At 65.7% G+C, this 26,033-nt stretch carries 30 protein-coding genes; 22 read left to right on the top strand and 8 right to left on the bottom strand.

All coding sequences use genetic code 11. The annotated features are described in order from the left end of the window. Window positions 1-248 precede the first annotated feature (248 nt). From FOS14_RS12665 to FOS14_RS12655, 3 genes are all read left to right on the top strand, one after another. Window positions 249-878 (top strand): response regulator transcription factor, encoded by a 630-nt coding sequence (locus FOS14_RS12665; protein ID WP_221936710.1) that lies wholly within the window; start codon window positions 249-251, stop codon window positions 876-878. Beyond that, window positions 875-2,209 (top strand): HAMP domain-containing sensor histidine kinase, encoded by a 1,335-nt coding sequence (locus FOS14_RS12660; protein ID WP_221936706.1) that lies wholly within the window; start codon window positions 875-877, stop codon window positions 2,207-2,209. Before FOS14_RS12665 ends, FOS14_RS12660 begins: the two co-directional genes overlap by 4 nt. Window positions 2,210-2,272: 63 nt before the next feature. Continuing rightward, window positions 2,273-3,097, top strand: a complete 825-nt coding sequence (locus FOS14_RS12655) for a hypothetical protein (RefSeq protein WP_143771080.1) — start codon at window positions 2,273-2,275, stop codon at window positions 3,095-3,097. 63 nt (window positions 3,098-3,160) lie between these two features. On the opposite strand, the gene FOS14_RS12650 is transcribed toward FOS14_RS12655, so the two are convergent. Then, window positions 3,161-3,406: a hypothetical protein gene (locus FOS14_RS12650; protein WP_143771078.1), complete on the bottom strand. Its 246-nt coding sequence runs from the start codon at window positions 3,404-3,406 to the stop codon at window positions 3,161-3,163. Window positions 3,407-3,559: 153 nt separating this feature from the next. Between FOS14_RS12650 and FOS14_RS12645 the strand changes: the two genes are divergently transcribed. Genes FOS14_RS12645 through FOS14_RS12635 form a run of 3 tightly spaced genes read left to right on the top strand, consistent with a single transcriptional unit; the run spans window position 3,560 to window position 5,264 of the window. Further along, a complete protein-coding gene (locus tag FOS14_RS12645; RefSeq protein WP_143771076.1) occupies window positions 3,560-4,060 on the top strand; it encodes a hypothetical protein in 501 nt (166 codons plus the stop codon). A 32-nt stretch (window positions 4,061-4,092) separates the two neighbouring features. Next, on the top strand, window positions 4,093-4,707 hold the full coding sequence (locus FOS14_RS12640) for a DJ-1/PfpI family protein (protein ID WP_143771074.1): 615 nt from the start codon (window positions 4,093-4,095) through the stop codon (window positions 4,705-4,707). After that, window positions 4,704-5,264 (top strand): MarR family winged helix-turn-helix transcriptional regulator, encoded by a 561-nt coding sequence (locus FOS14_RS12635; protein WP_370512225.1) that lies wholly within the window; start codon window positions 4,704-4,706, stop codon window positions 5,262-5,264. Before FOS14_RS12640 ends, FOS14_RS12635 begins: the two co-directional genes overlap by 4 nt. Here FOS14_RS12635 and FOS14_RS12630 read toward each other — a convergent pair. Together FOS14_RS12630 and ctaD are read right to left on the bottom strand one after the other, a co-directional pair. Beyond that, window positions 5,221-6,447 (bottom strand): MFS transporter, encoded by a 1,227-nt coding sequence (locus tag FOS14_RS12630; RefSeq protein WP_143771072.1) that lies wholly within the window; start codon window positions 6,445-6,447, stop codon window positions 5,221-5,223. The two genes, FOS14_RS12635 and FOS14_RS12630, sit on opposite strands and share 44 nt — an antisense overlap. A gap of 167 nt (window positions 6,448-6,614) precedes the next feature. Beyond that, on the bottom strand, window positions 6,615-8,339 hold the full coding sequence (gene ctaD / locus FOS14_RS12625; protein ID WP_143771070.1) for a cytochrome c oxidase subunit I: 1,725 nt from the start codon (window positions 8,337-8,339) through the stop codon (window positions 6,615-6,617). Between the two features lie 138 nt (window positions 8,340-8,477). Here ctaD and fdxA point away from each other — a divergent pair, with 138 nt between their 5' ends. Next, a complete protein-coding gene (fdxA, locus tag FOS14_RS12620; RefSeq protein ID WP_143771068.1) occupies window positions 8,478-8,828 on the top strand; it encodes a ferredoxin in 351 nt (116 codons plus the stop codon). Continuing rightward, entirely contained in the window at window positions 8,825-9,478 is a 654-nt protein-coding gene (locus FOS14_RS12615; RefSeq protein WP_255450293.1) for a metalloregulator ArsR/SmtB family transcription factor, read from the top strand. The genes fdxA and FOS14_RS12615 overlap by 4 nt, the downstream gene beginning before the upstream one ends. Here the strand turns inward: FOS14_RS12615 and FOS14_RS12610 are convergent. After that, window positions 9,468-10,364: an SAM-dependent methyltransferase gene (locus FOS14_RS12610; protein ID WP_143771066.1), complete on the bottom strand. Its 897-nt coding sequence runs from the start codon at window positions 10,362-10,364 to the stop codon at window positions 9,468-9,470. The genes FOS14_RS12615 and FOS14_RS12610 overlap by 11 nt on opposite strands. 143 nt (window positions 10,365-10,507) lie before the next feature. Here FOS14_RS12610 and fabG point away from each other — a divergent pair, with 143 nt between their 5' ends. The 12 genes from fabG to FOS14_RS12550 all read left to right on the top strand — a co-directional run bounded on the left by fabG (window position 10,508) and on the right by FOS14_RS12550 (window position 19,814). Next, window positions 10,508-11,266 carry a 3-oxoacyl-ACP reductase FabG gene (gene fabG, locus FOS14_RS12605; RefSeq protein ID WP_143771064.1) on the top strand — a complete coding sequence of 253 codons (759 nt, stop codon included), beginning with the start codon at window positions 10,508-10,510 and terminating at the stop codon, window positions 11,264-11,266. A gap of 47 nt (window positions 11,267-11,313) precedes the next feature. Next, entirely contained in the window at window positions 11,314-11,967 is a 654-nt protein-coding gene (locus tag FOS14_RS12600) for a TetR/AcrR family transcriptional regulator (protein WP_143771062.1), read from the top strand. A gap of 56 nt (window positions 11,968-12,023) precedes the next feature. Next, a complete protein-coding gene (locus FOS14_RS12595; protein ID WP_143771060.1) occupies window positions 12,024-12,344 on the top strand; it encodes a hypothetical protein in 321 nt (106 codons plus the stop codon). Between the two features lie 55 nt (window positions 12,345-12,399). Beyond that, the gene (locus FOS14_RS12590; RefSeq protein ID WP_143771058.1) at window positions 12,400-13,560 is read left to right on the top strand and encodes a zinc-binding dehydrogenase; all 1,161 of its coding nucleotides are present in this window, start codon (window positions 12,400-12,402) and stop codon (window positions 13,558-13,560) included. Beyond that, window positions 13,557-14,006 carry a hypothetical protein gene (locus FOS14_RS12585; protein ID WP_143771056.1) on the top strand — a complete coding sequence of 150 codons (450 nt, stop codon included), beginning with the start codon at window positions 13,557-13,559 and terminating at the stop codon, window positions 14,004-14,006. The genes FOS14_RS12590 and FOS14_RS12585 overlap by 4 nt, the downstream gene beginning before the upstream one ends. An 87-nt stretch (window positions 14,007-14,093) precedes the next feature. Next, a complete protein-coding gene (locus tag FOS14_RS12580) occupies window positions 14,094-15,689 on the top strand; it encodes a sulfatase-like hydrolase/transferase (protein ID WP_143771054.1) in 1,596 nt (531 codons plus the stop codon). A gap of 79 nt (window positions 15,690-15,768) precedes the next feature. Then, entirely contained in the window at window positions 15,769-16,356 is a 588-nt protein-coding gene (locus FOS14_RS12575) for a QsdR family transcriptional regulator (RefSeq protein WP_255450291.1), read from the top strand. Window positions 16,357-16,384: 28 nt separating this feature from the next. Continuing rightward, window positions 16,385-16,690, top strand: a complete 306-nt coding sequence (locus FOS14_RS12570) for a hypothetical protein (RefSeq protein WP_143771052.1) — start codon at window positions 16,385-16,387, stop codon at window positions 16,688-16,690. Beyond that, a complete protein-coding gene (locus tag FOS14_RS12565; RefSeq protein ID WP_143771050.1) occupies window positions 16,674-17,759 on the top strand; it encodes an alpha/beta fold hydrolase in 1,086 nt (361 codons plus the stop codon). The genes FOS14_RS12570 and FOS14_RS12565 overlap by 17 nt, the downstream gene beginning before the upstream one ends. Beyond that, window positions 17,756-18,280: a GNAT family N-acetyltransferase gene (locus FOS14_RS12560; RefSeq protein WP_143771048.1), complete on the top strand. Its 525-nt coding sequence runs from the start codon at window positions 17,756-17,758 to the stop codon at window positions 18,278-18,280. Before FOS14_RS12565 ends, FOS14_RS12560 begins: the two co-directional genes overlap by 4 nt. 14 nt (window positions 18,281-18,294) lie before the next feature. Then, window positions 18,295-19,062, top strand: a complete 768-nt coding sequence (locus tag FOS14_RS12555; protein WP_143771046.1) for an SDR family NAD(P)-dependent oxidoreductase — start codon at window positions 18,295-18,297, stop codon at window positions 19,060-19,062. Beyond that, entirely contained in the window at window positions 19,059-19,814 is a 756-nt protein-coding gene (locus FOS14_RS12550; RefSeq protein ID WP_143771044.1) for a triacylglycerol lipase, read from the top strand. Before FOS14_RS12555 ends, FOS14_RS12550 begins: the two co-directional genes overlap by 4 nt. A 35-nt stretch (window positions 19,815-19,849) precedes the next feature. Here FOS14_RS12550 and folE read toward each other — a convergent pair whose 3' ends face one another. Continuing rightward, window positions 19,850-20,437, bottom strand: a complete 588-nt coding sequence (gene folE, locus FOS14_RS12545; RefSeq protein ID WP_143771042.1) for a GTP cyclohydrolase I FolE — start codon at window positions 20,435-20,437, stop codon at window positions 19,850-19,852. Further along, a complete protein-coding gene (locus FOS14_RS12540; protein WP_143771040.1) occupies window positions 20,437-20,907 on the bottom strand; it encodes a DoxX family membrane protein in 471 nt (156 codons plus the stop codon). The genes folE and FOS14_RS12540 overlap by 1 nt, the downstream gene beginning before the upstream one ends. Window positions 20,908-21,002: 95 nt before the next feature. On the opposite strand from FOS14_RS12540, the gene FOS14_RS12535 reads away from it, so the two are divergent. After that, window positions 21,003-21,662, top strand: coding sequence for a metalloregulator ArsR/SmtB family transcription factor (locus tag FOS14_RS12535; protein ID WP_255450290.1), 660 nt, complete (start codon window positions 21,003-21,005; stop codon window positions 21,660-21,662). A gap of 10 nt (window positions 21,663-21,672) precedes the next feature. Continuing rightward, window positions 21,673-22,533: an exodeoxyribonuclease III gene (locus FOS14_RS12530; protein WP_221936705.1), complete on the top strand. Its 861-nt coding sequence runs from the start codon at window positions 21,673-21,675 to the stop codon at window positions 22,531-22,533. A gap of 158 nt (window positions 22,534-22,691) precedes the next feature. Here the strand turns inward: FOS14_RS12530 and FOS14_RS12525 are convergent, their stop codons facing one another. After that, a complete protein-coding gene (locus tag FOS14_RS12525; RefSeq protein WP_370512224.1) occupies window positions 22,692-23,921 on the bottom strand; it encodes a lipase family protein in 1,230 nt (409 codons plus the stop codon). A gap of 281 nt (window positions 23,922-24,202) precedes the next feature. Beyond that, window positions 24,203-26,014 carry a DUF4407 domain-containing protein gene (locus tag FOS14_RS12520; RefSeq protein WP_143771035.1) on the bottom strand — a complete coding sequence of 604 codons (1,812 nt, stop codon included), beginning with the start codon at window positions 26,012-26,014 and terminating at the stop codon, window positions 24,203-24,205. Between the last annotated feature and the right edge of the window lie 19 nt (window positions 26,015-26,033).

The following is a 26,033-nucleotide window of genomic DNA, read 5'->3' as shown; positions in this document are numbered from 1 at the left end:
CCTTCCACCGGAAAGGTCCAATTTCGGCGAATTGTCTTGGGAGAAGCCAACTCCACGGCAGCTTCAGATTTCGACGGTAGCCGAAGATCACGGCCGGTGCCCGTGCCGGATGCTGTGAGTCCACGCACAGGCGTGCTCCATACTGGCGGGGTGCCCGCCTCGATGACATCGCCGCCAGGGAGTTCCGCTTGACCACTGCAGCGGAGCAATCGGGTGGTCGGGTGCTCGTCATCGAAGACAGCGAAGCGATGCGCCTGGCGGTGGAATCGGGCCTGCAGGAGGCAGGTCACCTGGTCTTGTCGCGTCCGGACGGGTCGTCCTTGGAGCGTGATGTGGGCGAATTCCGCCCGGACGTGGTGGTGCTGGATGTGATGCTGCCGGGGCGGGACGGGTTCGCGTTGTTGGAGGTGGTGCGCGCGCGGTCTCGCGCCGGGGTCGTGATGCTCACCGCTCGCGACGCCGTCGATGACCGGCTGCGCGGGCTGACCAGCGGTGCCGACGACTACGTGGTGAAGCCGTTCGTACTGGCCGAGTTGGTGGCGCGGGTGAGTGCACTGCTGCGCCGAATGGGCCGCATCCGCTCGACGCTCACGGTGGGCGATCTGATCGTGGAGCCCGACGCGGGTCTTGCCCAGCGCGGCAGCGAGACGCTCACCCTGACGGCCACCGAGTTCAAGCTGCTGTGCCACCTTGCCGAGCACCGCGGGCAGGTACTCACGAAGACGCAGATACTTTCTGCCGTCTGGGGGTTCGACGCCTACGACCCGAACTTGGTGGAGGTGTTCATCAGCGGGCTGCGGCGCAAACTCGAAGAACACGGCCCCCGGCTGTTGCACACGGTGCGAGGTCTCGGGTATGTGCTGCGAGCCGAGCCGTGACGACGCCGGCCCGGTTGGCGACGGGATCACTGCGTCGCCGGGTGACCATTGCCGCGGTCAGCGTGTTCGCCGTGGTGCTGGTCGCGGCGGTGTTCGCGGTCGGGGCCGCCTTCACGTTCATCACCAACAGCAGTATGACGTCGGTGCTCACCGACCATGTCCAGCTCGCCGAACAACTCGCTGCCGCCCACACGTCGCCTACCGAATTCGTGTCGCGGCTGGAGACGCACTCGGTGCGGTGTCGGCTCGTCCTGGCCGACGGCGAGGTGCTGGGCAATTTGCGACTGCACCCGGACGAGGGCGGCCCAACCAAGACGCGCCGAATTCTCCTACCTTCCAGTGACGGCGAGTTGGGCGATGCGCAGGTGACCCTCGAGGTCGATGGTCGCTTGCTGGCCGGTGCGCGGGCCCGGTTGGTCAAGGTGCTGCTCGTCGTCGCGCTGATCGCCGTCGCGGTCATCGCGCTCGGAATTCCGGTCGTGGTCCGGTACGCGCTCGCACCGCTGGACGCGATGACCAACCTCGCTCGCTCTATCGCCCGCGGCCGTCGCGGCCAACGCCTGATTCCAGCGCGTGGAGACACCGAGATCGGCCGAACTGCCAGCGCGTTCGACGAGATGCTCGACGCGCTCGAGGGCGCCGAACGCCATGCGCTCGAGGCCCAGGAAGCGATGCGGCGATTCATCGCCGACGCAGCGCACGAACTTCGTACGCCCATCGCCGGGATCAGCGCGGCCACCGAAGCGGTCCTGGCTCAGTCCGGCGATGACCCGCAGACGCAGCAACGACTCCTGTTGGTGCTCGGCCGCGAAGCACACCGCGCGGGCCGGCTGGTCGAGGATCTGCTGGATTTGGCGCGGCTCGACAGTGGCCTGCCGCTGCAGCCCGAACCCACCGATCTGCGCGAGTTGGCAGCAGCGCAACTGGAGCGGGCCCGATTGTTGCGCCCAGATCTGACCTTCGTGCTCGACGGGCCGGTGGTGCTGGTGACCGCCGATCCAGCGCGAATCGGGCAGGCGATCGCCAATCTGGTCAACAACGCCGCTGACGCCACGCCTGCGGGAGGGTCGGTGACCGTGACGGTGCGGCAGCTGATGGGCTTTGCGGAATTGGCGGTCGCCGACACCGGCCCGGGGGTCGACCCGGCCGACCGGGAACGCATCTTCGACCGGTTGGTGCGGCTCGACACCGCTCGGGGCCATGGCGCCGGTGCGGGGCTTGGCCTGCCCATCGCCCGAGGCATTGCCCGAGCTCATGGCGGAGATCTGACGTGCGAACCGCCGCCGGGGCAGGTCGGCGCGCTGTTCGTTTTGCGCCTGCCGACGAGCTGAGGATCGGCTGAAGAAGCGTGGTTCTTCAGCTTGGCTTCAGTTCCGCCGCTCACCGTAGTGATCATGAACGATCAACCCACCATGCCGATGCCCAACGGCGCGCCGCCGCCCATGCCTCCCGAGCCGAAGCGCCGGTACAGGCTCGGCAAACGCGGACGGATTGCGGCCGTTGGCGTCGCAGTCGTCGCGATAGTCGGCGCGGGAACCGGTATCGGATTGGCAGCCTCCTCCGGTGGCGGTTCGCAGGACACGCAGAACATGGCGATGTCGCAGCCCCAGCAGAAGCAGGCAACTACCAAGCATGCGTCCAAGAAGGGCGCCGCCGGTCGGGCGGCGCGACAAGCGTGGGCGCAGAAGTACGGCCAGGACTTCACGAAGATGCCGGATCTTCCCGATGTCGCCTCAGCGACACCGGAGCAGCAGGCGGCCGCTACCGACCTCCTCACGCGCACCGAGGCTGCCACGGCCGCCTATGCGGACACCAACAAGGCCCAAGCAGCTGGCTACGACATCGGTGCGGCCTTGAAGAAGGCCGAGGCCAAGCACCCCAAACTCGCCCAGGCGCTGGCCAATATCGATGCCGGGCACACGCCCAAGAAGATGCCGATGCTGCACGTCAGCAACGCGGCTACGCATCATGACGGCAAGGTGTTGGACCCCAGCGCGCCCGAAACGTTGATGTACGAATACACCGGGCACAACACGTGGAAGCTCGTCGGCGTGATGTACACAGCCAACGAGTCCTTCCCGCAGGCTCCGCCGGATCCCGGTGGCCCGATCACGCGCTGGCACTACCACGACCGCAATGGCGGAAGCGGGCTGATGATGCACATCTTCTTCGTGCCGGGCAACGACCTTGCGCACGCATACGCGCTGCGCATGACCTAGCTCGCGCGGGACATCAGGTGTCAATTTGTGAGCGGTTTTGACACCTGATGTCCCGTCAGCAGCTCAGATCGTCGGACGGAGTTCGGCGCTGTTGCGGAACAGCAGCCGACCGTCCTCGAGCGCGACGGCCCACCGTCGCGTCGTCGCCCAATCGCGGCCGAACGCCGACGGATCCGGGCCTTCACCGAAATCATCGACGATGTTGCCGGGAATCCATCGATTGTTGTCCAATACCGCGACGCGCATGCCGACCCGTAGTCGAGCTGGGTCGGACGGTTCTTCTGGCTCGGGACGCTTGCGCAGGGCCACTGTTTCACAGTAGCGAGCAATCGGTGAATCGTCTTGCTACGCGGGGAGTCCTTAACCAGATCGCGATGGGGCCGTGAGCATCTCGGTTTGCAAGGTAACGGTCAACGTGTTTCCGGCGACGTCCCGGTAGATCCGCTCTCGGAGGGAGTCGCCATGAAGGTCGGAATCGCGCTTGTGACCGCTGCCGCCGGAGCGGTCCTACTCGCCGGCGCGGCAACCGCGAGCGCGCTCCCGAATCCCTACGAGCCGGTGCCGGTCGATCCAAACCAGTACCTCGTCGGCGACACCGCTTACTTCGATCTCGGCGACGGCACCGAGTGCGCGATCTATCCCACCGGCAACGTCGGTTGCGCGTTTCCGCAGCCCATTGCGCTCACAATCACCGGCTCTCCGGTGCGGCCCATGGTGACAAACCTGGTGATCGACGTCCCGTGGCTCCCGGCACACCCGGAGCCGGGATTCACTGGTCGCTCCGGAAGTCGACAGCTAGGTGTGCCCGTGACCGATGCGAACGGGAACACGATCGGCTGGCGCGGGGCCGAAATCAGCTACGCCGGTGCCAGTTGCGGAAACGGTGGGGAGCGCGGCGGCTGGGGTTGCAGCTCCAAGGGCCACCATTTCGGCGGCGGCAATGGTTACTACTCCGCCAATTGACAATATCCTGTCATGATGACAGCATATTGACTATGGATAGGCGGGTCATCCACGTAGCGGTGTACGACGATTTCGCGGAACTCGAAGTCGGCCATCTCCTCACGGAATTGCGGACCGGACGGTTTACGGGTACGCCGTTCGAGATCGTGACAGTGGGTGAGTCGACGCACCCGATCACCACCATGGGCGGGTTGACGGTGGTGCCGGACGTAACCGTCGGCGATGTCGCGGACAGCGCCCTCCTGGTGCTGGCGGGTTCGACCATGTGGGACGCCGGCGGCGGCACCGCCTTTGTCGAACTGGCGCGGCGACTTCTGGATGCCGGGGTGCCGGTTGCGGCGATCTGCGGCGCCACCGCGGGCCTTGCCCGCGCTGGTTTGCTCAACGGCCGGCGCCACACCAGCGCCGCCACCGAATACCTTGCCGCCACCGGTTATTCGGGCGCGGACGAGTACGTCGATGAGCGCGCCGTTTCCGACGGGGACGTCATCACGGCAGGACCGCAGTCGCCGGTTCAGTTCGCCCGCACGACTTTGCAGACGCTGGGACTGATGTCCGCCGACGTCGCCGAGGCATACGAGGCCGTCTTCTACCGCGGCGATCCGACCGGCTTCCCGGTGCTGATGGCAACGCAGGCCAACGCGTGACACGCGTCCCGCCCCGTGAGCAATGGCCCGAGCCGCCGCCGCAGGACGACTCGGGGCGACTACTGACGGAACTGGTTATCGAAACGTTCCGGCTCAACGCGGCGCTGCTCGATGTCGCCCAGCAACTGGCATCGGCTGGCGGGTTGACGGCTGCGTGGTGGCAGGTGCTCGGCGGAGTGCTGGACCAGCCCCGATCGGTTGCCGACATCGGCCGGCGGATGGGCTTGACCCGCCAAGCCGTGCAGCGCATCGCTGACCTCTTGGTCGATCGCGGGCTCGCGGAGTACCGGCCCAATCCCGCGCACCGCCGGGCCAAGCTGCTGGCATGCACGGAGGCCGGATACTGGGCCGTGCGGCGGATCAGCGTCGCCCAGCATCCATGGTCGAATGCGCTCGGCAACGAGGTCGGGGCCGAGCATTTGCGCGCGGGACTGGCGGCCACGCGTCGGCTGTTGGCCACGCTGGAGACCGCGACTGCGCCAACGAAAGTTCCTGCTAGAGACGAGATTCCGTCTAAGGGGCAAGGACTTGTTCGTCGAGTCGCGGCGCATACCTGAGCTGTCGCAACAAGAGTGGCGTCGCCAACGCGAGCAACCCGGCAACCGCGACGGCGGTGCGCGGCCCGGTCACCGTCGCCAAAACTCCCCACAGCGCGGTGAACACCGCGATGGTCGCCTTGCTAGTCACCGACCAGGCCGCCAGCACGCGCGCGATGACGTCGTCGGCGGTGTGCTCGAGCCGGTAGGTCGCGAACACCGGATTGAACACGCCCGCGCAGGTGACCAGACCGAGTTCGACCAAGATCACCAGCACGATCCCAGCGGCGCCGGGCCGAACAAAGGCCAATCCGAGCAGCCAGCACGCGCGCAACGTTCCCGCGACGCGCAAGACGCGCTCAGTGCCGAACCGGGCGGTGAGTCCGCGAGCCAAACGTGAGCCGATCAAGCCGCCGACGCATGGCGCGCCGAACGCCAGGCCGTACTGCCAGGGCGCGAAGCCCAAGTCGCGCAACATCAGCACGGCCATCAGCGGAGCCGTCGCCATGATCAGCCCGTTGACGCTAATCGTGTTGGCCAGCAGCAGACGCAGCGACCGATGAGCAAGGATGTATCGCCAACCAGCGAGAACGTCTCGCGAATTCAACCGCTGCGAGTCTCGGGTAGGTACCGCTTCGCCATCCCGAATCGCTCGCAAGCCCAGGGCAGAGGCCAGGAAACTGCCGGCGTTGGCAAGCACGGTCGTGACCGGACCGAACATGCCGATGGCCGCCCCGCCCAGCGGTGGTCCCAGTGCGATCGAGGTCCACATGGTCGATTCGAAGCGGGCATTGGCCACCAGCAACTGGTCTTGGCGCACCAGCGATTTCACAAAGGCGCCGCTGGCCGCGTTGAACGCGATGTCGGCGGCGGCAACCACGATCGTGACCAACACCAACTGGACGAAGCTCAGCCAGCCGAAGGCGTACGCAATCGGCACACTGAGCATCGCGACACATCGGGTCACGTCCATCCAGATCATCACCGGGCGCTTGCGGCGGAATTCGATCCACGGCCCGAGCGGAATCGCCAGCAGAGCGCCCGCCGCCAGTCCGGCGGCCGCCAGCGCGGACACCGCGGCCGGTCCGGTATGCAGCACCAGCACCGCGATGAGGGGAAGAGCGTCGAAGGCCAGCCAGGTGCCCGCGGTGCTCACCGCATACGCACCCCACAGCCACCCGAACTGGCGGCCCAGCCTTGTCACTCTGCGATCCAAGCGGCCGGTGGCGGCCGGGACAAGCCGCCGCGCCGTCGGCGCAGCGCCGACTTCCCGGGCGCGTAACTGCGCGAACGAAAGTTCTTCCTACAGACTGGATCCCGTCGCGGCGACCAAGTTTTGTCGGCTCAGTACCGGTCCCGATACCGGGCGAGTCAGTGCGTAACGGCAACGTCCTCGGTATCCGACCCCCAGCCCACGTGCGATTCCTTTCGCATCCGCTCGACCATGTGCGGGTAGTGCAGCTCGAAGGCCGGCCGCTCGGAACGGATTCGCGGCAGCTCATAGAAGTTGTGCCGCGGGGGCGGGCAAGTCGTGGCCCACTCGAGTGAATTTCCGAAACCCCACGGATCGTCGACCGTCACCATCTCGCCATAGCGCCAGCTCCGGAAAAGATTCCATACGAACGGCAACAGCGATCCGCCGAGGACGAACGCGCCAATCGTCGACACGCTGTTCAGCACGGTGAAATTGTCGCTGGGCAGGTAGTCGGCGTAGCGCCTTGGCATTCCTTCGGCACCGAGCCAATGCTGGATCAGGAACGTGCTGTGGAAACCGATGAAGGTGGCCCAGAAATGCCACTTGCCCAGCCGCTCATCGAGCATGCGACCCGTCATCTTCGGGAACCAGAAATAGATTCCCGCATAGGTAGCGAACACGATGGTGCCGAACAGCACGTAGTGGAAGTGCGCCACCACGAAATAGGAGTCGGTCACGTGGAAGTCCAGCGGGGGGCTGGCCAAGATAACGCCGGTCAGCCCGCCGAACAGGAATGTCACCACGAAGCCGATAGAGAACAGCATGGGCGTTTCGAAAGTTAACTTGCCCTTCCACATGGTGCCGATCCAGTTGAAGAACTTCACCCCGGTCGGTACGGCGATCAGGAAGGTCATGAAACTGAAGAACGGGAGCAGCACCGCACCGGTCGCGTACATGTGGTGCGCCCACACCGCCACCGACAACGCCGCAATGCTGATCGTCGCGAAAACCAGTGCGGTGTAACCGAATACCGGCTTTCGGCTGAACACCGGGAACACTTCTGTCACGATGCCGAAGAAGGGCAGCGCGACGATGTACACCTCGGGATGACCGAAGAACCAGAACAGGTGCTGCCACAAAATCGCACCGCCGGAGGCCGGGGCATAGATGTGCCCACCAAGGCGGCGATCGTATTCGAGACCCATCAACGCGGCCGTCAGAATGGGGAACGCGAGCAGGACCAGGATGCTCGTGATGAAGATGTTCCAGGTGAAGATCGGCATCCGGAACATGGTCATGCCGGGGCAGCGCAGGCAAATCACCGTCGTGATCATGTTGACGCCGCCGAGGATGGTGCCGAGACCGGAGACGGCCAGTCCCATGACCCACAGGTCGGCGCCGACGCCGGGCGCGTGCATTGCGTCAGTAAGCGGCGAGTAGGCCGTCCAGCCGAAATCGGCGGCCCCGCCCGGCGTGATGAACCCTGCCGTGGCCATGGTGGCGCCGAACAGGTACAGCCAGTAGCTCAGGGCGTTCAGGCGGGGAAATGCAACGTCGGGAGCGCCGATCTGCAGCGGCAGAATGCAGTTGGCGAATCCGAACACGATCGGCGTCGCATAGAACAGCAGCATGATCGTGCCGTGCATGGTGAACAACTGGTTGTACTGCTCGTTGGACAGGAACTGCATTCCCGGCACGGCCAGTTCGGCGCGCATCAGCAGCGCCATCAGCCCGCCGATCAGGAAGAAGGCCAGCGACGAGGAAATATAGAGAATGCCGAGGGCCTTGGGATCGGTGGTGGTGATGTAGCTGTAGAGGTGGGAGCCTTTCGGCGCTATTCGGCGGGGATAGGGGCGTACCGGTTGCAACTCTTCGACGCGTTGCGTAGCTAGATCTGCCACAACCCCTCCTCACGCGAAACCCGTTAAGGCCGGTCGGCGAAACAGCCGCGACATACCCAACCGATAACGACTCAAACGTGTCGGCGGCCAACTCCGCTGCACGTAGTTTATACAAGTTGATGTTGTATAAATAGACCCGTGACATATGTGATCGGGGAAGCGTGCGTGGATGTCATGGACCGCAGCTGCGTCGAGGAGTGTCCGGTCGACTGCATCTACGAGGGTGGTCGAAGTCTCTACATCCATCCGGACGAGTGCGTCGACTGTGGTGCCTGCGTGCCGGTTTGCCCGGTTGATGCGATTTACTATGAAGACGACCTGCCCGCGGAGTGGGAGCAGTACCGCGACGACAACGCCGCCTTCTTCTTTCAGCCGCTGCCCGGTCACGACGAGCCGCTCGGGTCACCTGGCGGTGCAGCCAAACTCGGCCCGCTAGGGGTCGACGCCCCAGTGGTCGCGCGATTGGCGAAACGGAGCGTACAGACGTGAGTACTCCAGCGGAAAGTGGCGTGGAACTCGGTGGACGCCGCGCCGATGTCCTTGCCGTTCTACATAGTTCACGTGAGGCGTCGAGCATTCAGGAACTTGCCGAGCGGTTGGACCTGCATCCCAACACCGTGCGCTTCCACCTCGACGCGCTGGTCCGGAACGAGCAGGCCGAGCGCGTCGAGCTACCGCGCAGCGGGCCGGGCCGCCCGCCGCTGATGTTCCGCGCCAGGGCTGGTATGGACCCGGCCGGGCCGCGAAACTACCGATTGCTCGCCAATGTCCTGACGGCCAGTCTCGCCGCGGAACCCGATGTCGCCGCGCGCGCGACCGAGGCCGGCAAAAACTGGGGACGCCACCTGCTGCCCGAGCCGACACGACCGGCGACGCCAAAGCAGGCGGTCGGCAGCCTCGTCGAGGTGCTGGAACGGCTTGGCTTCGCCCCGGAACTGGACGCGGAGGCGAATATCCAATTGCGCCACTGCCCATTCCTGGAAATGTCGGAGACGCAGAGCACCGTCGTCTGCCCCATCCATCTTGGGATCATGCAGGGCGCCTTGGAGTCCCAGGGTGCGGCGGTGACGGTGGACAGACTGGACCCGTTCGTCGAGCCGGACCGCTGCGTGGCCCACCTGGTGACGCCTAGCGCTTGATCGCATCCACAAAGCTGGCGGCGGTCGGCCGGATCTGCCCGGCGTCGGGATCGACGGCGACCCCGAGTTCGGCGAGGTAGTCTGCCAGTTCGGTCCGATTGGCTGCCCAGTGGTGCTGCGAGAACCATTCGGAGGCTTCACTTTTCGGCTCGTTGTACAGCAGTGTTGCCCACTGGTTTCGCCCCGGCGCCTCCGCTGACGGCTTGGTCATCTGCGAGTACACGTCCGCGGGGATCGTGTCCATCTGCTCGATGGCCACCTGACTGCCGCTGGCGGACAGCGCGTCGACCGTCTCGAAGATCCGGTCCTGAGCGTCGGCCGGCAGGTAGAGCAACAGGCCCTCGATCAGCCAGGCGGTCGGGTTTGCGGCATCGAAGCCGTTCTGCTGCAGAGCCTTTGCCCAGTCGTCACGAAGGTCGACAGCGACCTCACAGCGCTGCGCTGTCAATTCCGCGCCGTGCTCAGCGAGTACCTCGCGCTTGAACTCGAGGACCGGGGCACGGTCGAGCTCGTAGACGACTGTGCCGGCAGGAAAGGGCAGTCGGTATGCGCGCGAGTCCAGGCCCGCGGCCAAGATCACCACTTGACGCACCCCGGCACCTACCGCCCGCGTCAGGTAGGTGTCGAAGAACCGGGTGCGGGCGGCCTGAAACTCCTGGAAGTTTCGGCCGAACGCGGTCGACACCAACGGGTGGTCCGAGGTGTCCGCGCCCGGCTCGAACAGCGCAGACCACTGCTCACCGGCCGCGCGGCAAAACACCTCCGCGAACGGGTCGACCGCCAGCGGATCCGGCTGCCGTGCGGCCAATCCACGCGCGGCCGCGACGAACAGGGCCGTCGCCCCCACGCTGGTTTTGATATCCCATGAATCACCATCGCTTCGCACGGGCTCAAGCTACTCGGGGCCACCGACAACCTTCTCGATCCGATGCTCGTCGTTGCACCGTCGGTTCCGGCGCCACCCGCGCGCGGTGTCGTACCCCGGTGCCATCATGGTCAAAAGCCGCCGAATTCGAGGAGACAGCGCACATGAGTCAGGAACGCAGGACTGCAATCGTTACCGGTGCCGCCCGGGGAATCGGTGCGGCCGTGGCAAAGCGGCTGGCCAGTGATGGTTACGCCGTGGCGGTCCTCGACCTCGACGAAGGATCGTGCGGTGACACCGTCGAGGCCATCAAGTCCACCGGCGGCGAGGCCCTCGCGGTCGGCGCCGACGTCTCCAACGAGCAGTCGGTGACCGAGGCCGTCGAGCGGGTGGCCAATGAACTCGGCGCCCCGACCGTGCTGGTCAACAACGCCGGCATCTTGCGCGACAACCTGCTGTTCAAGATGACTGTCGACGACTGGGACGCGGTGCTCGGTGTGCACCTGCGCGGTGCTTTCCTGATGTCGCGCGCCGTACAGAAGTACATGGTCGACGCGAAGTTCGGCCGCATCATCAACCTGTCGAGCACGTCGGCGCTCGGTAACCGCGGCCAGGCCAACTACTCCGCGGCCAAGGCCGGCATGCAGGGCTTCACCAAGACGCTCGCGATCGAGCTGGGCAAGTTCGGTGTCACGGCGAATGCCATCGCGCCCGGTTTCATCGAGACCGACATGACCGCGGCGACCGCCGCGCGGGTGGGTGTGCCGTTCGAGGACTTCATCAAGGCGGCCGCACAGCAGATTCCCGTCGCACGCACCGGGAAGCCGGAGGACATCGCCCACACGGCGTCCTTCCTGGCCAGCGACGGCGCAGGCTTCGTGTCCGGGCAGGTCATCTACGTGGCCGGTGGTCCCAAGGACTGACCCGGCACCGCCCAGAAACATGCAGCTGTGCCGGTACCATGCCCGTTATGGTCAGGTCACCGGCGGTGGTGCGTGCGCGCAGGACACAAGAGGAGCGCAGCGCCGAGACGCGCGCCAAGCTGCTCGATGCCACCATCGAGTGCCTTGTCGAATACGGCTATGCGGGAACCACCACACCGCGGGTCGCCGCGAAAGCAGGTGTGACCCGCGGCGCGCAGGTGCATCACTTTCCGTCGAAGGCGGATCTGGTGACGGCCGCGGTCCGGCATCTGGCTACCAAGCGGGCCGAGGAGGCCATTCGTGAGCTGAGCAAGGCGCTAGGCGCTGAGGACGCACTGAGCCGCGGGTTGGATCTGTTGTGGGAGATCCACCAGGGCCCCTTGTTCGTTGCGGCCGTTGAGCTTTGGGTGGCGGCGCGCACCGATCCGGAGTTGGCCGGGCATGTGGCCCAGGTGGAGAAGGTGGTCACCACCAATGTCACCGCGCTGGGTTCGACGATTGTGCCGGGCGTGGCCGAAGATGTGGTGCGGGACTTCACCTTTACCGCCATGGACACGATGCGCGGAATCCTCGTGAGCAACTACGTGCATTCTGATCGCTCGCGTGTCGACAGGCAGTGGCGTCGGGTGCGCGCGCAGTTGCTGCGGTTGGCGAAGGCGGAAATCGTCGCTGCCGGCGAGGGGACTGCTGCGATCGGATGAGTGCCGCCTGCCGACAACACTGTGCCAACCACGGCACTTGTGAGAAAGGTTCGCCGATGGGCTTCTTCGCCCGTGTTGCATGTGCCGGCTTCGCCGCGTTCGCCACGGTGACAGCTGGTTCCGGAATTGCCGCTGCCGCCCCGACGGTGACTTCCGGCCCGGTCATCGGATCGGTCACTCTCGGAACTGACACGCCGGGCGAGAACTGGACCTGTGGACTCGTCGGCTTCGCCACACCCTCGGGGCTGGTGTTCAACTCCGCGAGCACCGGTCAGACGGTGTCGAGCTTCGCGCCCGGTACGGCGGTGAGCGCGGCCTGTCTGAACCCGCAGGTGCTCAGCTTCCAGACCGCATATGGAACAGCCGCCGGTTCCTGACGGGTCGAAGTAGCGCTAGGTTCGGATGAAGACCGCACCACATCAGGAGCAGCGCATGAAGGCAGCCGTCTGTACGCGGGGGCAGTTTCACGTCGATGAGCGACCGGCATTGGTGCCGGGGCCCGGTCAGGTCTTGCTCGACGTGCTGCGCTGCGGCATCTGCGGGTCGGACCTGCATGCCCGCGTGCACTGCGACGACGTGGCGGACCTGTCGGCGGAGGCCGGATACTCCGGGTTCATGCGGTCGGATCAGTCGGTCGTTCTCGGCCACGAATTCTGCGGCACGGTAGCGGAATACGGCCCGGACTGCCGTAAGCGCTGGAAGGTCGGCACCCCCGTCGTTGCGCTCCCGATCGTGCGTCAGTCAAAAGGCGTTGAGCTGACCGGACTTTCCGAGGCCGCGCCGGGCGGTTACGCGGAACAGGTGCTGGTGCAGGAATCGCTGACCATGGACGTGCCCAACGGCCTGTCGGCCGAACATGCGGCGCTTACAGAGCCCATGGCGGTTGCCTGGCACGCGGTCCGCAAGGGTCAGGTCGGCAGGGGCGGAACCGCGATCGTAATCGGCTGCGGGCCTATCGGTTTGGCGGTCATCAGCATGCTCAAAGCCAGCGGCGCGGGCACGATCGTGGCCAGCGACTTCTCACCGAGTCGGCGTCGGCTCGCCACCGAATGCGGCGCTGACGTTGTTGTCGACCCGGCAGCGGAGTCGCCGTGGACCGCCTATCCGCAGGGCCGGGAGATCCGCAATGCGTCGGAGCTGCTCGACGTCGCCGTGGGTGCCATGGACAAGCTCCGTTATCTGCCCAAGGTGCCGTGGTGGCACCTCATGCGGATCGCGGAGACCGTCGGCGCAACGCCTTCCGGCCCGGTCATTTTCGAATGCGTCGGCATGCCCGGCGTGATCGAGAACATCATTTCCGGGGCACCGCTGCGCTCTCGCGTCGTGGTGGCGGGAGTGTGCATGCAAGCCGACACCTTCCGACCGGCCATGGCTATTAACAAGGAGATAGACCTGCGCTTTGCGTTCGGCTACGACCCGCGTGAGTTCCGCGAGACGCTGCACATGCTCGCCGACGGCAAGGTGAATCCGGCGCCGTTGATCACCGGAACCGTTGGACTCGACGGTGTTTCGAACGCCTTCGATGCGCTGGGTGACCCGGAGGTGCACGCAAAGATACTCATCGATCCGCAAAGCAGCGCGGTGACGCCATGATTCGCCGGTTTCTGGTGGTGGCCGCGGTGGTGGCGTGCGCGATTCTCGCCTCGACCGGGATGGCTGCGGCCCAGCCGATCGGCTTGACGCCCACCTGGACCCTGGGTGGTGGCGGCATCGGGTGCATCGGGCAGGTCGAGTCCTTCTATGACCCGCAAAACACCTTCTACGGCAAGAACCCGACCATCTGGGTGCGTGCCGAATTCACGTTTCTGGTCGCCGGATACTGCGGCGTCGACGCGACCCTGCACTGGCGCAACCTGGATACCGGTGCACAGGGCGTGGTGCCCGCGCAGGGAGTTCCATTGGGCGACAACACCCCGTTGGGTGAGACGAACGCGATGTGGGTGCCGTTGACGCCCGACACCGGACCCGGCCGGGTGGCCATCACCATCGACACCAACTTCCCGCATGTGCCCGGCGGCGGCCAGATCGTCGTTTCCTAACGATTCGTCAATTCGCACGACGTATTTCCGGTAATTTGACCGGCGAAGCGCCGGACGCTCGGCGACGCCGATCGACAGGGGGAGAGCGTGTCCGGGTTTGGCCGCAGATCATTCATCGGGGGCGCGGCCGGCGCCGCCGTCCTCGCCGGGCTAGGTGCCGCGATCGGACCCCAGCGCGCCGCGGCCGCCGGACGCAGTGCGCTACCGGCTCGACCGAACATCCTGATCATCATCACCGACCAAGAGCGTCAACCGATGTACTGGCCGCAAGGCTGGTCGCAACGCAATCTGCCGAACCGGCAGCGGCTGGCCGACACCGGCCTGACCTTCACTCGCAATTTCTGCAACAGCGCGATGTGCTCGCCCAGTCGCAGCACCTTCTTCACCGGCAAGTATCCGGCGCAGCATGGGGTGGTCAGCACGCTCACCACCGGCGGGACCGTCTCGCCGACCGAGCCACAACTGCCGTTGACCGAGCAGAACATGGCGAAGGTGCTGGCCGCGGCCGGTTACAACGTGCACTACCGCGGCAAGTGGCACATGAGCAAAGGTCCGGACGGCGCGGAACCGACCCCGGCGGATCTCGCCGCCTACGGGTTTCAGGGCTGGGTGCCACCCGAGGTCGCGCAAGACACCGAGCCGGCGCACTTCGGCGGCGGCTGCGCCAACCTGGACACCCCGATCGCGGAACAGAGCGCGGAGTTCCTGCGGACCGTCGACACCTCGCGGCCGTTCGCGCTGATCGTCTCGTTCGGCAATCCGCACGACATCCTCGCCTACCCGAAGACCTGGAATGCGAGCGACGGGCACTGCGACAATTACGGTTCGGCCGCGCCGGAGTGCTTCAACCAGGGCATCGACCTGCCACCGACATTCGGCGAATCGCTGCTGCTCAACCACAAACCGACCGCGCAGACGGAGTCGCAGGTGCTGCTGGCCGGCGGCCTCGGACCGCTGCTCGGTCCCGACGCCCCGCGCAACTACGTCAACCTGTATGCGTACATGCACAAGGTGGTCGACCAGCACATCGGGATGGTCATCGATGCCCTCGAGTCGCGGCCGGGGCTGCGCGAGGACACCCTCGTCTTCCGGATTTCCGACCACGGCGAGATGGGCCTCTCGCACGGCGGGCTGCGGCAGAAAATCTTCAATGTCTACGAGGAAACGCTGCGGGTGCCGCTGGTGGTGAGCAACCCCGTGCTGTTCCCGAAACCGGTTGAGACGCCTGCGTTGTCGTCCTTGATCGATGTGCTGCCGACGCTCGCATCGATCTCGCGTACGCCAGGCAACTGGGACTTTCGCGGCGTCGACCTGACGCCGGTCATCGACGACGCCGCCGCGCATCCGGAGAATCCGACCGCCCGGGTGCGGGACGCGGTGATGTTCACCTACGACGACCAGAACTGCGCGACGCCGAACGGTCAGGCCATCGTGACCGGGGCCAGCCACATCCGTTGCGTCCGCGACGACCGTTGGAAGTACGCGATGTACTTCGATCCCGCCGGTATCGCGCCGCCGCAATACGAGATGTACGACCTCGACAACGATCCGCAAGAGATGAACAACAGGGCGGACCCGCTGAACCTCGGCAACTACGACTCCGCGCAGGCCGGCGCGATGCACACCAAGCTGACGTCGATGATGGCCGCGACCGGCACCACGCCGGGGCAAGGCGCGATATAGCGCTGGCGTCATTTGACACTTTCCGGCTATGCTGCCTGTGTGCAATGTTTCCAACATATGTTGCACGTGAGGAGAACGCATGCGCCAGACCCCGCTTGCCCGGCAGCTGGCGATGCCGCCGAGTCGGCCGGATCCGCTGAGCGCGTTCCGGGTTGCGCGCCGCGCGTTCATCGAGGGTCGGCGAATCGAGATGCAGGAGCTGGCCGCAACGGTGGGCGTCAATCGGGCCACCCTTTTTCGCTGGGTGGGCGGCCGCGACGACCTGCTGGCCGAGGTGGTTTGGTCGGTGGCCGAACCGACTTTCCAGGACGCGGTGCGCGGCGCGAAAGGTGCGGGGGCTGCGCGGGTGGCCTCGGTGCTGGGCATCTTCTCGCAGGCGGTGATCGATTCGGAGTTCTTCGGGCAGTGGGTGCGCAGCGAGCCCGAGCGGGCGCTGCGCCTACTGACCACGAAGGCCACGCCGTTCCAGTCGCGGATGACGGCGGCGGTGGAGCAGTTGCTGGAAGCCGAGGCCGGCACCGGTCGGCTGGTCCTGCCGCTGCCGATGCATGACACCGCGTATCTGATCGTCCGCATCGCCGAGACGTTCATTTATGCCGACATGATCACCGGCGAGACACCGGACGCCGGCAAGGTCGAACAGGCCGTTGGGGCGCTGCTGCGGTGAACATCGGGGCGCAGGGGGAGGAGAAGAAGTGAAGATTCCGTCGCTGGTCGAAGCGTACGGCGCGATTCAGAGTCGGCTCGAGCCGAGACTGCAGGAACTGACCGCTTCGGGAGGGTTCTCGCAAGCGGTTGCGGTCACCACGACGATGCAGTCGGTGGTCGGTCGCACGATCGACGGCGTGAACGCGCGGATCCTGCATGCGCTCAATCTGCCGGCCGGAACCGACATCAAGCGCTTGCGCCGCCAGATCGGCGACCTCGACCATGAGGTCCGAACGCTGCGGCTGGAGTTGACTCGATACCTCGAGGAGCGCGGCGATGCCAGCACCTACTGAAGAGCTTTCGACGCTCGACCGGGTGCGCCGGGAGATCGAACGCAACGCGCTGCGGGCCCGCAACGGCATCAAACTCGCCGCCGGCATCTCGCGTCCTAAATACGGTCAGTCGCCCAAGGACGTGGTCTGGACGTTCGGACGCGCTGAGCTGTGGCATTACCGCAACGACGCCGTTAAGTTCAGTCCGCCGCTGCTGATCGTCCCGAGCCTGGTCAGCCGCAGCTACATCATCGATTTGGCCCCAGGCAACAGTCTGATCGAAGTCTTGGTCCGCACCGGATTCGACGTGTACATGCTGGATTGGGGAGCGCCCGACGAACGCGACGCTGCCAACCGGTTCGAGGACTACGTTGATTTGGCGATCCCCGCGGCCATCCGGCAAATCCAACGGCGTTCCAAGGCCGACGAGGTGAACCTCTTCGGATACTGCTTTGGCGGTGTGCTGACCCTGATGCATGCCGCACACAATCAGAAGTCGCCAATCCGCAGCCTGACCGTGCTCGCGTGCCCCGTCGACTTCAGTCAGCTGGGATCGCTCGTCGATGTCATCGGCCGCACCGAAATGGACGTGGACAAGGTCGTCGGCGACGACGGCAACATACCGGCGCGGGTGATCCTGCAAAGCTTCCGGTCGCTTGCCCCCATGGGGGACATCACCAACTACGTGAACTTGCTCGACCGGATGTGGAACGACGAGTTCGTGACCGCCCATCAGCTGATGAATGGCTGGGCCACCGACCACATCCCGTTCCCCGGAGCCACCGCACGCCAGGCGGCGAACATGCTAGTGCGCGACAACGCGTTCATGACCGGGCGCCTCGAGTTGGGCGGCGACCGAGTGAGCCTCTCGGACATCACGGCGCCGTTCCTAGCTGTCCTCGGTACCCGCGACACGGTCATCCCCGAACCGGCCTCAGCGCCGGTCATGGATCTGGTCGGCTCGGCGCAGAAGGAAGTGCTGCGCATGCAGGGCGGTCACGTCGGCCTCATAGTCGGAAGGTCAGCCCATCGGGTGACCATTCCCAAACTCATCGAATTCCTGCAGCAGCGAAGCGAGCCACTGTCATGACCATCCAGCCCGTCACCGTCGACAACATCGAGGCGCTCACTGGTTTCTTCGGGTCGCTGTCCGAGCGCGATCTGACCTTTGTCCGCGAGGACCTGTCCGACACAGCGGCTGTCTCGGCGCTGGCCGGTGACCCGCTGCGGTGGGTCGACATCGACGATGAACGGGTCGATGGCTATGTGGCGGTCGAGCGATTGCCCGGCTGGTCGAGCCATGTCGGCGAGCTGCGACTCGTGGTCGACCCGGCGCGGCGTGGGAGCGGTCTCGGTCGGGGGCTTGCCCAGCATGCGCTCACCGAGGCGTTCAAGACGGGAATCCGCAAGGTGGTGGTCGAGCTCGCCGTCGACCAGGAAGGCGCGGTCGCCATGTTTTCCCGTCTCGGCTTCACCGGCGAGGCCTTGTTGCGTGACCACATCAGAGACCGCGACGGGCACCTGCACGATCTGCTCGTTCTTGCCCACAACGTCGATGAAAACTGGTCGACGATCGACGGCGTGGGGCTGTCCGACGCCCTGATGTCCTGACAAGGAGACACTAAATGAGCTCTGTACTCGACCAATTCCGCCTCGACGGCAAGGTCGCCGTGGTGACCGGCGCATCCAGCGGGCTCGGCGTGCAATTCGCCGAGGCATTGGCCCAAGCGGGCGCCGACGTGGTCCTTGCCGCCCGACGCCTAGACAAGCTCGCGGAGACTTCCAAAGTCGTTGAAGCACAGGGCAGGCGGGCACTCGCGGTCAAGTGCGACGTCACCAGTCCGGAGGAATGCACATCGACCGTGCAGGCGGGGATGGACGAATTCGGCCGCATCGACCTTCTCGTGAACAACGCCGGCGTCGGCACCGCTGTCCCGGCGACCAAGGAAACGCCCGATGAGTTCCGGTCGGTCATCGACCTCAACCTCAACGCGTGCTACTGGATGGCGCAGGCGTGCGGGCGGGTAATGCAGCCCGGCAGTTCGATCATCAACATCGCCAGCATCCTCGGGCTCACCAGCATGGGGCTGCCGCAGGCCGCATACACGGCCAGCAAGGCTGGCGTGATCGGCCTGACCCATGACCTGGCGCAGCAGTGGACCGGCCGCAAAGGGATTCGCGTCAACGCCATCGCCCCCGGCTACTTCGCCTCCGAAATGACCGATCAGATCGACAACGACTGGATGCGCAACACGCTCATTCCGCGCACCGTGCACGGCCGCCTCGGGAAGCCGGGAGAACTCAACGGCGCCTTGCTGTTTCTGGCCAGCGACGCCAGCAGCTACGTCACCGGGATCACCCTGCCGGTCGACGGCGGGGTGTTGCTCACATGAGCACCACCCGCGCTCCCAATGCCGCGCTGCTGTGGACCGACTACTCGCGGTCGCTGGCCGAGTTCGGTTCGCTGACCCTCGCTTGGCCGATCCTTGCGCGCGCGCCCCGCGGCGACGGTCATCCGGTGCTGGTCATCCCGGGACTCGGCGCGAGCGACGCCTCCACCGTTGTGCTGCGCCGGTTCCTGCGCCAACTGGGATACGCCGCGCATGGCTGGGGACTGGGCACCAACCTCGGCCCGACAGCCAAGGCTGTGCAGGGCATGCCGGATCGGTTGCAGTCGCTCGCAGCGAAATACGGGCAGCCGGTGACGGTGATCGGGTGGAGTCTCGGTGGCATCTTCGCTCGTCGGCTGGTCCGCTCGAACCCCGAGTCGGTGCGGCAGGTGATTACCCTCGGCAGCCCGATCCGGCTGCAGAAGCACCGGCACAGCAACGCCCGCCGGTTCTACAACCTGTGGCGCACTCGGCATGTCGAGCCGCTCATCATGCCCCTCGAGGATGGTCTCGGCCCGCTGCCGGTGCCGGCGACGTCCATTTACAGTCGACTCGACGGCATTGTCGCCTGGCAAGCGTGTCTTGACATCTCTAGCGACACGGCCGAGAACATCGAAGTATGGGGCAGCCACTTCGGGTTCGGCCACCACCCGGCTGTTCTTTATGCGGTCGCGGACCGGCTCGCGCAGCGGCCGGGCGCGTGGCGGCCGTTCCGCGCTCCGGCCCGGCTCAGATATGCGTTCCCACGCCGCTAGCTGGCGGCCAGGAACCGACCATGTTGCCAGCCGGCTCAGCCGATGCCCGCGAGCGCGAAGAATTCCTGTCGCGAACTAGCGTCGGTGCGCAGCCTGCCTAGTAGCGCCGATGTCAACGTGGTCGAGCCCGTTGCCTGCACCCCGCGCAGCGTCATGCACGTGTGTTCGGCGCGGATCACGACGCCCACCGCTCGCGGATTGAGTTCGGTGGTGAGCCAATCGGCTATCTGCTTGGTCAGCCGCTCCTGAACCTGCGGTCGGCAGGCAAAATGCTCGACAACGCGCGCCAGCTTCGAGAGTCCAAGAATTCGCTCTCCGGGTAAATAGCCGACGCACGCGGTCCCAGTGAACGGCAGCAGGTGGTGCTCGCACACCGACCGTAGCGGGATGTCACGTGCCACAACGAGTTCGTCGTAGCCCTCGTCATTAGGAAACGTGGTCGGTTCGAACGGGTCCGAGCTGAACAGTTCGGCATACGCGCGGGCCATCCTGGCCGGTGTCTCGCGCATGTTCTCGGTGTCTGTGGCGACGCCGAGAGCGCGCAGAAATGCGGCCGCTGCCTCCTCGGCCGCAGCGAGATCCGGCAGGCCGCAGTCGAGGAGGTTCAGAACGGTCTGCGTCATCATCGCGCCCGCGCTGCGGTTGAGTGCCGGAACCACGACGGGTCGTACACCGATGCCAATCGCGCCAACGTGAGTGCACCGAGCAGCAAACCGAAGTCGCGCAGGGCGACGTCGTAGAAGCCGGGATAGGTGAGCAGGTTGACGATGATGCCGGCGAGCCAGGCGGCGACGATGTAGCTGGCGTAGCGGGGCTTGATCGCCACCGCGAAGCCCGCGACTACCTCGATCGCGCCGACCACGTACATCGCGGTCTGCGCCGTGAACGGAAGCAGATCGGTGATCCACGGCGCCAGGTAATGCGGCCAGTAGGTCAGTTTGTTGAGGAACTTGTCGATGCCCATCCAGAGCGGCAGGACGGCGAAGCCGATGCGTAAGAGCAGGAACGCTCCGAACGCCGGGTCGTTGCACACTCGGTCGCGCGCCACGGCAAACGATGGTGCTGGATTACTGCGCAGAGCGGTGGTGATCATCTCCGACTCCTTCTATCAACAATGAATATTGTCTTTAGAGTGAGCGCCTCGGCAGTGGTTGTCAAGATATATTGGTTATAGATATGGAGGTCGACATGAGCACCGATCCCGTTGCGGGGCTGAGCAGCCTCGATGATCCGGTGCGCCGTCGGCTGTACGAATACGTGGCGTCGCGCGACGAGCCGGTTTCGCGCGAGGACGCTGCGGCCGCGGCTGGCATCGGCCGGACGCTCGCGGCATATCACCTGGACAAACTCGCCGACGCCGGCATCTTCAGCGTCAGCTATGCCCGCGACGACGGGCGCGGCGGCCCGGGGGCGGGGCGACCGGCGAAGCGCTACACGCGCACACAGGATGAGCTCACCGTCTCGGTACCCCCGCGCAACTACGCATTGTTGGGTGGCCTGCTGGCAGATGCCGTAGCTGCCGACGAGACAGGCGCGGTGCGCGCCACTGTCGACGCCGCGGCGCGGCGGGCCGGCCGTGCGGCAGCATCCGGGCGGGACGTGACGTCTGCGCTACGGGACTGCGGCTACGAACCGGTCGAGGACGCCGACGGGCGCATCGAACTGCGAAATTGTCCCTTCCACCAACTGTCGCGCCGGCACACCGAATTGGTGTGCGGTCTCAACCTTGAGCTCATCCGAGGGATGCTCGACGGGGTTGGGGAGGCGCCGCAGCGGGCCGTCCTGGTGCCGCGAAGTGGTCGGTGCTGCGTCGTGGTCCAACCGAAGGCGGGCTCGCAGCGCGGCTAACGTTGGTGGCGTGCGTGTGGCCACCTGGAATGTGAACTCAGCCAAGCAACGCTTGCCCCGTCTTCTCGACTGGCTCGACCAGCGTCAGCCCGACGTGGTGTGCCTGCAGGAAATCAAGCTCACCAACGACGCCTTTGCCAACGTGCTCGGACCGGAATTCACCGACCGTGGCTACGAGATCGCCGTCAACGGCGAGGCGCAGTGGAACGGCGTCGCCATCCTGTCCCGCGTCGGCCTCGACGATGTCGTGGTGGGGATTCCGGGCGGACCCGGCTTCCCGCAGGTCGAGTCGCGGGCAATCTCCGCTGACTGCAATGGGATTCGGGTGCATTCGCTATACGTGCCGAACGGCCGCGTGCCGAATTCGGAGCACTATCACTACAAGCTCGCGTGGCTCGAGGCGTTGCGTGCGCAGGTCGCCGCCGGTCCCGACGAGGTCCTGGTGTGCGGTGACATGAACATCGCCCCCACCGATGCCGACGTGTTCGATCCGGCCGCGTACATCGGACAGACGCACGTCACCGCGCCGGAGCGGGCGGCGTTGGCCCGATTGCAGGAGCTTGGCCTGCGCGACGTGATCCGCGATCGCTGGCCCAACGAGACCGTGTTCAGTTACTGGGACTACCGCGCCGGTATGTTCCACAAGAACCTCGGCATGCGGATCGACCTCATTCTCGCCGGCACGCCGGTGGCTGCGCGGGTTCAGGCTGCCTGGGTGGATCGCTTGGCGCGCAAGGGGACTGGCCCGAGCGACCACGCCCCCGTCATGGTGGATCTGGATGCGGCGCCCGACGGCGACATCGGGCCAATGGTGCCGCCGCCCTCGGCGAAGGCCCCGCGGCGCGGGTCGCACAAGCTCCCGCAGGCCTAGGAGGTGTAGGTCGGGTGAGCATCGCAGCGTAGCGAGGAGCGGAGCGCGACCGGAACCGACGATGGGCACCGAGGTGTAGGTCGGGTGAGCATCGCAGCGTAGCGAGGAGCGGAGCGCGACCGGAACCGACCAATGATTCCGAATAACGAGCTTCGACCTTAAAGCGTCGCGCAGTTGCTCGGAGCCGGTTCGCCGCGGAACCGGGCCTCCATCCAGTCCAGCGCGGCCGGGAAACCGAGCACCGCGGCAGATAGATGGTCCGGCGTCGGCGTCAGGATCGACTCGACGCGCACGCCGTCCCGACAGTAGCGATGCAGCGTGTTGTCGATCGCGTCGACCGGAATGAGTCCGTCAATTGGGCTGTGCCACTCGAAAATTGGTGCTTTTGGCACACCCGAGTAGAACTCCAGGCTGTTCTCCCGCAGCACCTCCCACGCCGCCGGGTTGTCCATGAAGTCGCGATTGTCGGTGAGTTCCGGCGCTGAGTGGAACAGACCCCAGAACATGATCAGGTTGGTGCACTCGTTGGCCACCCGGTCTTCCAGGAAGCGACCAGTGCCGTTGAGCTGATCGGTCAGGTCGACCTTGTCCGGGTATTCGCGCTCCAGCCCGATCGCCGCCGCCAGGGCCAGACCGAACGCGACATGCCGGTTCGGCCCGAGCACCTTCGCCATGGTGACCAGGTTCATCGGCACGCCGCCCTCGACTGCGCCGATGATGTTCAACTCCGGCGCATATGTCGGCGCGAGTGCCGCAGCCCACGCGGTGGCCATTCCGCCGCCGGAGTAGCCGGCCATGCCGATCGGGCTGTGCATCACCTTCAACTGCGGGAGCTTCTGCACCGCACGAATGCCGTCGAGAGTGATCTGTCCGCCGAGCTTTGCGGCGCCGTAGGCCATTCGGGGCCCAAGATGGTCAGGCAGCGCGACCGCCCAACCGCGCAAGAGCGCGATGTTGAGCCCGGGTGCTTCCCGAATCTGCGTGGTCAGGTCGGTCGCGTACAACTCCGAGATGAGTTTGCACTTCTGTCCGAGCGCATTGATGATGTGCTGATACGACACCAGCGGGCCGTCCGGTGCGTGATTCGGCGGCAGTATGAAGGTGGTATTAGCCGCGATCGGCTTGCCCTCGGAATCGTTGGTCCGGAACAGAATCTCCCACACCTCGCTGGTGGGAAAGTACAGATTCCACGGCATTTGCCGGAATCGAATGACGTCACCGGGTTTGTAGTTGCCGATGTCCGCGGGCGCCAGATACCACGCATCCGGATCGGCCGCCGGCATGACTGGCTGTGCCTTGGCGCGCGCCTGTCCCGTAAGGGCGGTCGCGAGCGCGAACAAAAGCACCAACAGACCGACAACGAATCGCCGTTCCCCCATAAAACTCATTCCCCACCAATACATCGTCGTACGCTGACGGCTGACCCCCGCGAGTGAGGCTACCGGTCGGATCGGCGTTAGACACGTCAACGAACGACTTTGGGTGAAATGACCGAAGAATCCCTAGCAGAGATGTTTCCTTTTAAACCACTTTGTGGGTTACAATTTGGTCACACTGGCCGCAGCTGAGACCGCTCGTTGCGGCCAGTTGTTTCCAATCGTCCGCTGCCTGGCGGCAACTACTCTGCCTACCCGTCAGTTGCCTGGCGGCAGCTACTTGTGCTTATCGGTCAGTTGCCTGGCGGCAACTGACGCGGCCCCTTGGCCTCCGTCAATTCCGGCTCGCCGACCCGGCCGATCAGGCCCGGAGTCAGATCTTCGAACGGCGCATCGATCGGGTCCGACGACCAGGACCGGTTGATCTGATGGTGGTACTGAGGCGTTTCGACGCGGGTCGAGTCGATCCACGACCGGCCGAGCTCGGCCGGATCTGCAGGCGCGAGCGGCTCCTGCGGCCGCGCAGGCTCATCGACCTTGTGCTCCTCGACCACCTTGCGGCGGCGAGTGAACGAGAACCGAACTTCATCGAACTCCTCGATCACCGAGCGCGCGGTGCGAACCGTGTTGTTGCCACGCTCGAAAGTCTTCGAGATCACCGGTGGCACGAACGGGCGGACAAATCCGCCGACCGCCTTGGTGAGATCCGGCAGCGGGTTGCTGACCTGCATCGCGGCCGGCAGCACACCGAGCGGACCGCCACGGCGCGGAGCGACCTCGGCTGATTTCGCCGGCACCGGCAAGTTCCTGCTTTCGGGCTGGCTGGGCGCGGAATCGTTGAGCCCGGTGGCCGCGGCGACATCGCGCGCGATCGGCGGATCCTCGACCTCGGCTTCCACCACCGGCTCGTCGAACCCTACGGCCGGCTCCGACCGATCCAGCCGAAGCGGATCGCTCGTGCGGTGCCGAATGCCCGGCGCGGCGCCGATTGCCCGCTGCCGCTCGTTCTCACGGTCGATCGTGGTCTGCGCCTCGATCGCATACCGCGCCGACGCGAGTTTCTGGTCGGCCCACAGTGTCTCTGCCTCAACCCGCACCTCGGCGCGCTTGATGGCGATCGCGGTGTCGGCGTCGAGCTCCGCTCGGGTGCGGGCCAACTCCGCCGCGGTCCGTCGGTCCAGCCCGGTTTCGCCGCGCCACAGCTTGAGCAGCAACGGAAGCAGACTCAGTAGCGCGAAGAACGCGGTGGTCAGCAGTCGAAAGATCAGCGCGCCCGCGTTGTGGATCGTGTAGTTGTGCATCGCCGTCCAACGCGCTGCGAGGCCGCGGTCGACCTGGGCGGGAGCGGCAGCCTGCGCTTGCGCCAGCGTCGTCTCGGCGTCCTGGATTTCCTTGTCGAGACCAGGCGCCTCACGATCGCGGGTGGCCGCGGCAACGTCGAACTCCTGCTGCGCGCTGGCCAGCAGTTCGTTGGCAGTCTTGGTTTCCGGACCGGCGCCGGGGACGCCGGTGATCTTCTGCGGCGGGCAGGCCGGATTCGGGTTGAATTCGCAGCGCGCTACCACCAACGCGTCGTCGCGGTGCTGACGAGCGTCGCGCACGTCGTTGTCGAGGCGCGCGCGGTCGGCACGAAGCTGATCGAGCGCCGAGGAAGCGCGGGTGACGGCAGGATTGTCGGCGACCTGATGCGCCGCCTGATCGTTCAACGCCTGGTTGATGGAGCCGGAGAACAGAGCGATCGAGGCGAGCTCACCGAGAACGGCGCCCAGGAAGAGCGCGACAACACCCCGAGCCACGTAGTCATACCAGCGGATTTGGGAACCGCTCGCGATCGCGCGGGACACGGTGGCGGCGACCAGACCGACGAGCAGCGTGCAGGGCAGGATCGCCCACACTGACCACGACGTCGCGCTCGCGATGGCTAAGGTCGCGACGAGCCAGGCGAGTAGTCCACCGAGCAGCACCACGACGCCGCCCACTTGGTAGGCGGCATGTTCATGCCTTGTATTCTCCTCGTCAGCATGCCCGCCCCCCAGCCAGACCAGGGTGTCGCCGATCGTGGATCGGACGGTTTGCGGGCCAGACGACTTGCTGTGTACACCCATAAATCTCGACCTGTCCTTC

The sequence above is a fragment of the Skermania sp. ID1734 genome, assembly GCF_007489285.1.
GTDB lineage: Bacteria > Actinomycetota > Actinomycetes > Mycobacteriales > Mycobacteriaceae > ID1734.
Note: the sequence above shows the minus strand (reverse complement) of the source record. Positions and strands in the feature narration are given on the sequence as shown.

Bases quoted from the DNA above. Each gene is read 5' to 3' on its own strand.
- FOS14_RS12665 (WP_221936710.1), top strand. From the start codon at position 249: ATGCGCCTGGCGGTGGAATCGGGCCTGCAGGAGGCAGGTCACCTGGTC.
- FOS14_RS12655 (WP_143771080.1), top strand. From the start codon at position 2,273: ATGAACGATCAACCCACCATGCCGATGCCCAACGGCGCGCCGCCGCCC.
- FOS14_RS12645 (WP_143771076.1), top strand. From the start codon at position 3,560: ATGAAGGTCGGAATCGCGCTTGTGACCGCTGCCGCCGGAGCGGTCCTA.
- FOS14_RS12640 (WP_143771074.1), top strand. From the start codon at position 4,093: ATGGATAGGCGGGTCATCCACGTAGCGGTGTACGACGATTTCGCGGAA.
- fabG (WP_143771064.1), top strand. From the start codon at position 10,508: ATGAGTCAGGAACGCAGGACTGCAATCGTTACCGGTGCCGCCCGGGGA.
- FOS14_RS12600 (WP_143771062.1), top strand. From the start codon at position 11,314: ATGGTCAGGTCACCGGCGGTGGTGCGTGCGCGCAGGACACAAGAGGAG.
- FOS14_RS12595 (WP_143771060.1), top strand. From the start codon at position 12,024: ATGGGCTTCTTCGCCCGTGTTGCATGTGCCGGCTTCGCCGCGTTCGCC.
- FOS14_RS12590 (WP_143771058.1), top strand. From the start codon at position 12,400: ATGAAGGCAGCCGTCTGTACGCGGGGGCAGTTTCACGTCGATGAGCGA.
- FOS14_RS12585 (WP_143771056.1), top strand. From the start codon at position 13,557: ATGATTCGCCGGTTTCTGGTGGTGGCCGCGGTGGTGGCGTGCGCGATT.
- FOS14_RS12575 (WP_255450291.1), top strand. From the start codon at position 15,769: ATGCGCCAGACCCCGCTTGCCCGGCAGCTGGCGATGCCGCCGAGTCGG.
- FOS14_RS12565 (WP_143771050.1), top strand. From the start codon at position 16,674: ATGCCAGCACCTACTGAAGAGCTTTCGACGCTCGACCGGGTGCGCCGG.
- FOS14_RS12560 (WP_143771048.1), top strand. From the start codon at position 17,756: ATGACCATCCAGCCCGTCACCGTCGACAACATCGAGGCGCTCACTGGT.
- FOS14_RS12555 (WP_143771046.1), top strand. From the start codon at position 18,295: ATGAGCTCTGTACTCGACCAATTCCGCCTCGACGGCAAGGTCGCCGTG.
- FOS14_RS12550 (WP_143771044.1), top strand. From the start codon at position 19,059: ATGAGCACCACCCGCGCTCCCAATGCCGCGCTGCTGTGGACCGACTAC.
- folE (WP_143771042.1), bottom strand. From the start codon at position 20,437: ATGACGCAGACCGTTCTGAACCTCCTCGACTGCGGCCTGCCGGATCTC.
- FOS14_RS12540 (WP_143771040.1), bottom strand. From the start codon at position 20,907: ATGATCACCACCGCTCTGCGCAGTAATCCAGCACCATCGTTTGCCGTG.
- FOS14_RS12535 (WP_255450290.1), top strand. From the start codon at position 21,003: ATGAGCACCGATCCCGTTGCGGGGCTGAGCAGCCTCGATGATCCGGTG.
- FOS14_RS12525 (WP_370512224.1), bottom strand. From the start codon at position 23,921: ATGAGTTTTATGGGGGAACGGCGATTCGTTGTCGGTCTGTTGGTGCTT.
- FOS14_RS12520 (WP_143771035.1), bottom strand. From the start codon at position 26,014: ATGGGTGTACACAGCAAGTCGTCTGGCCCGCAAACCGTCCGATCCACG.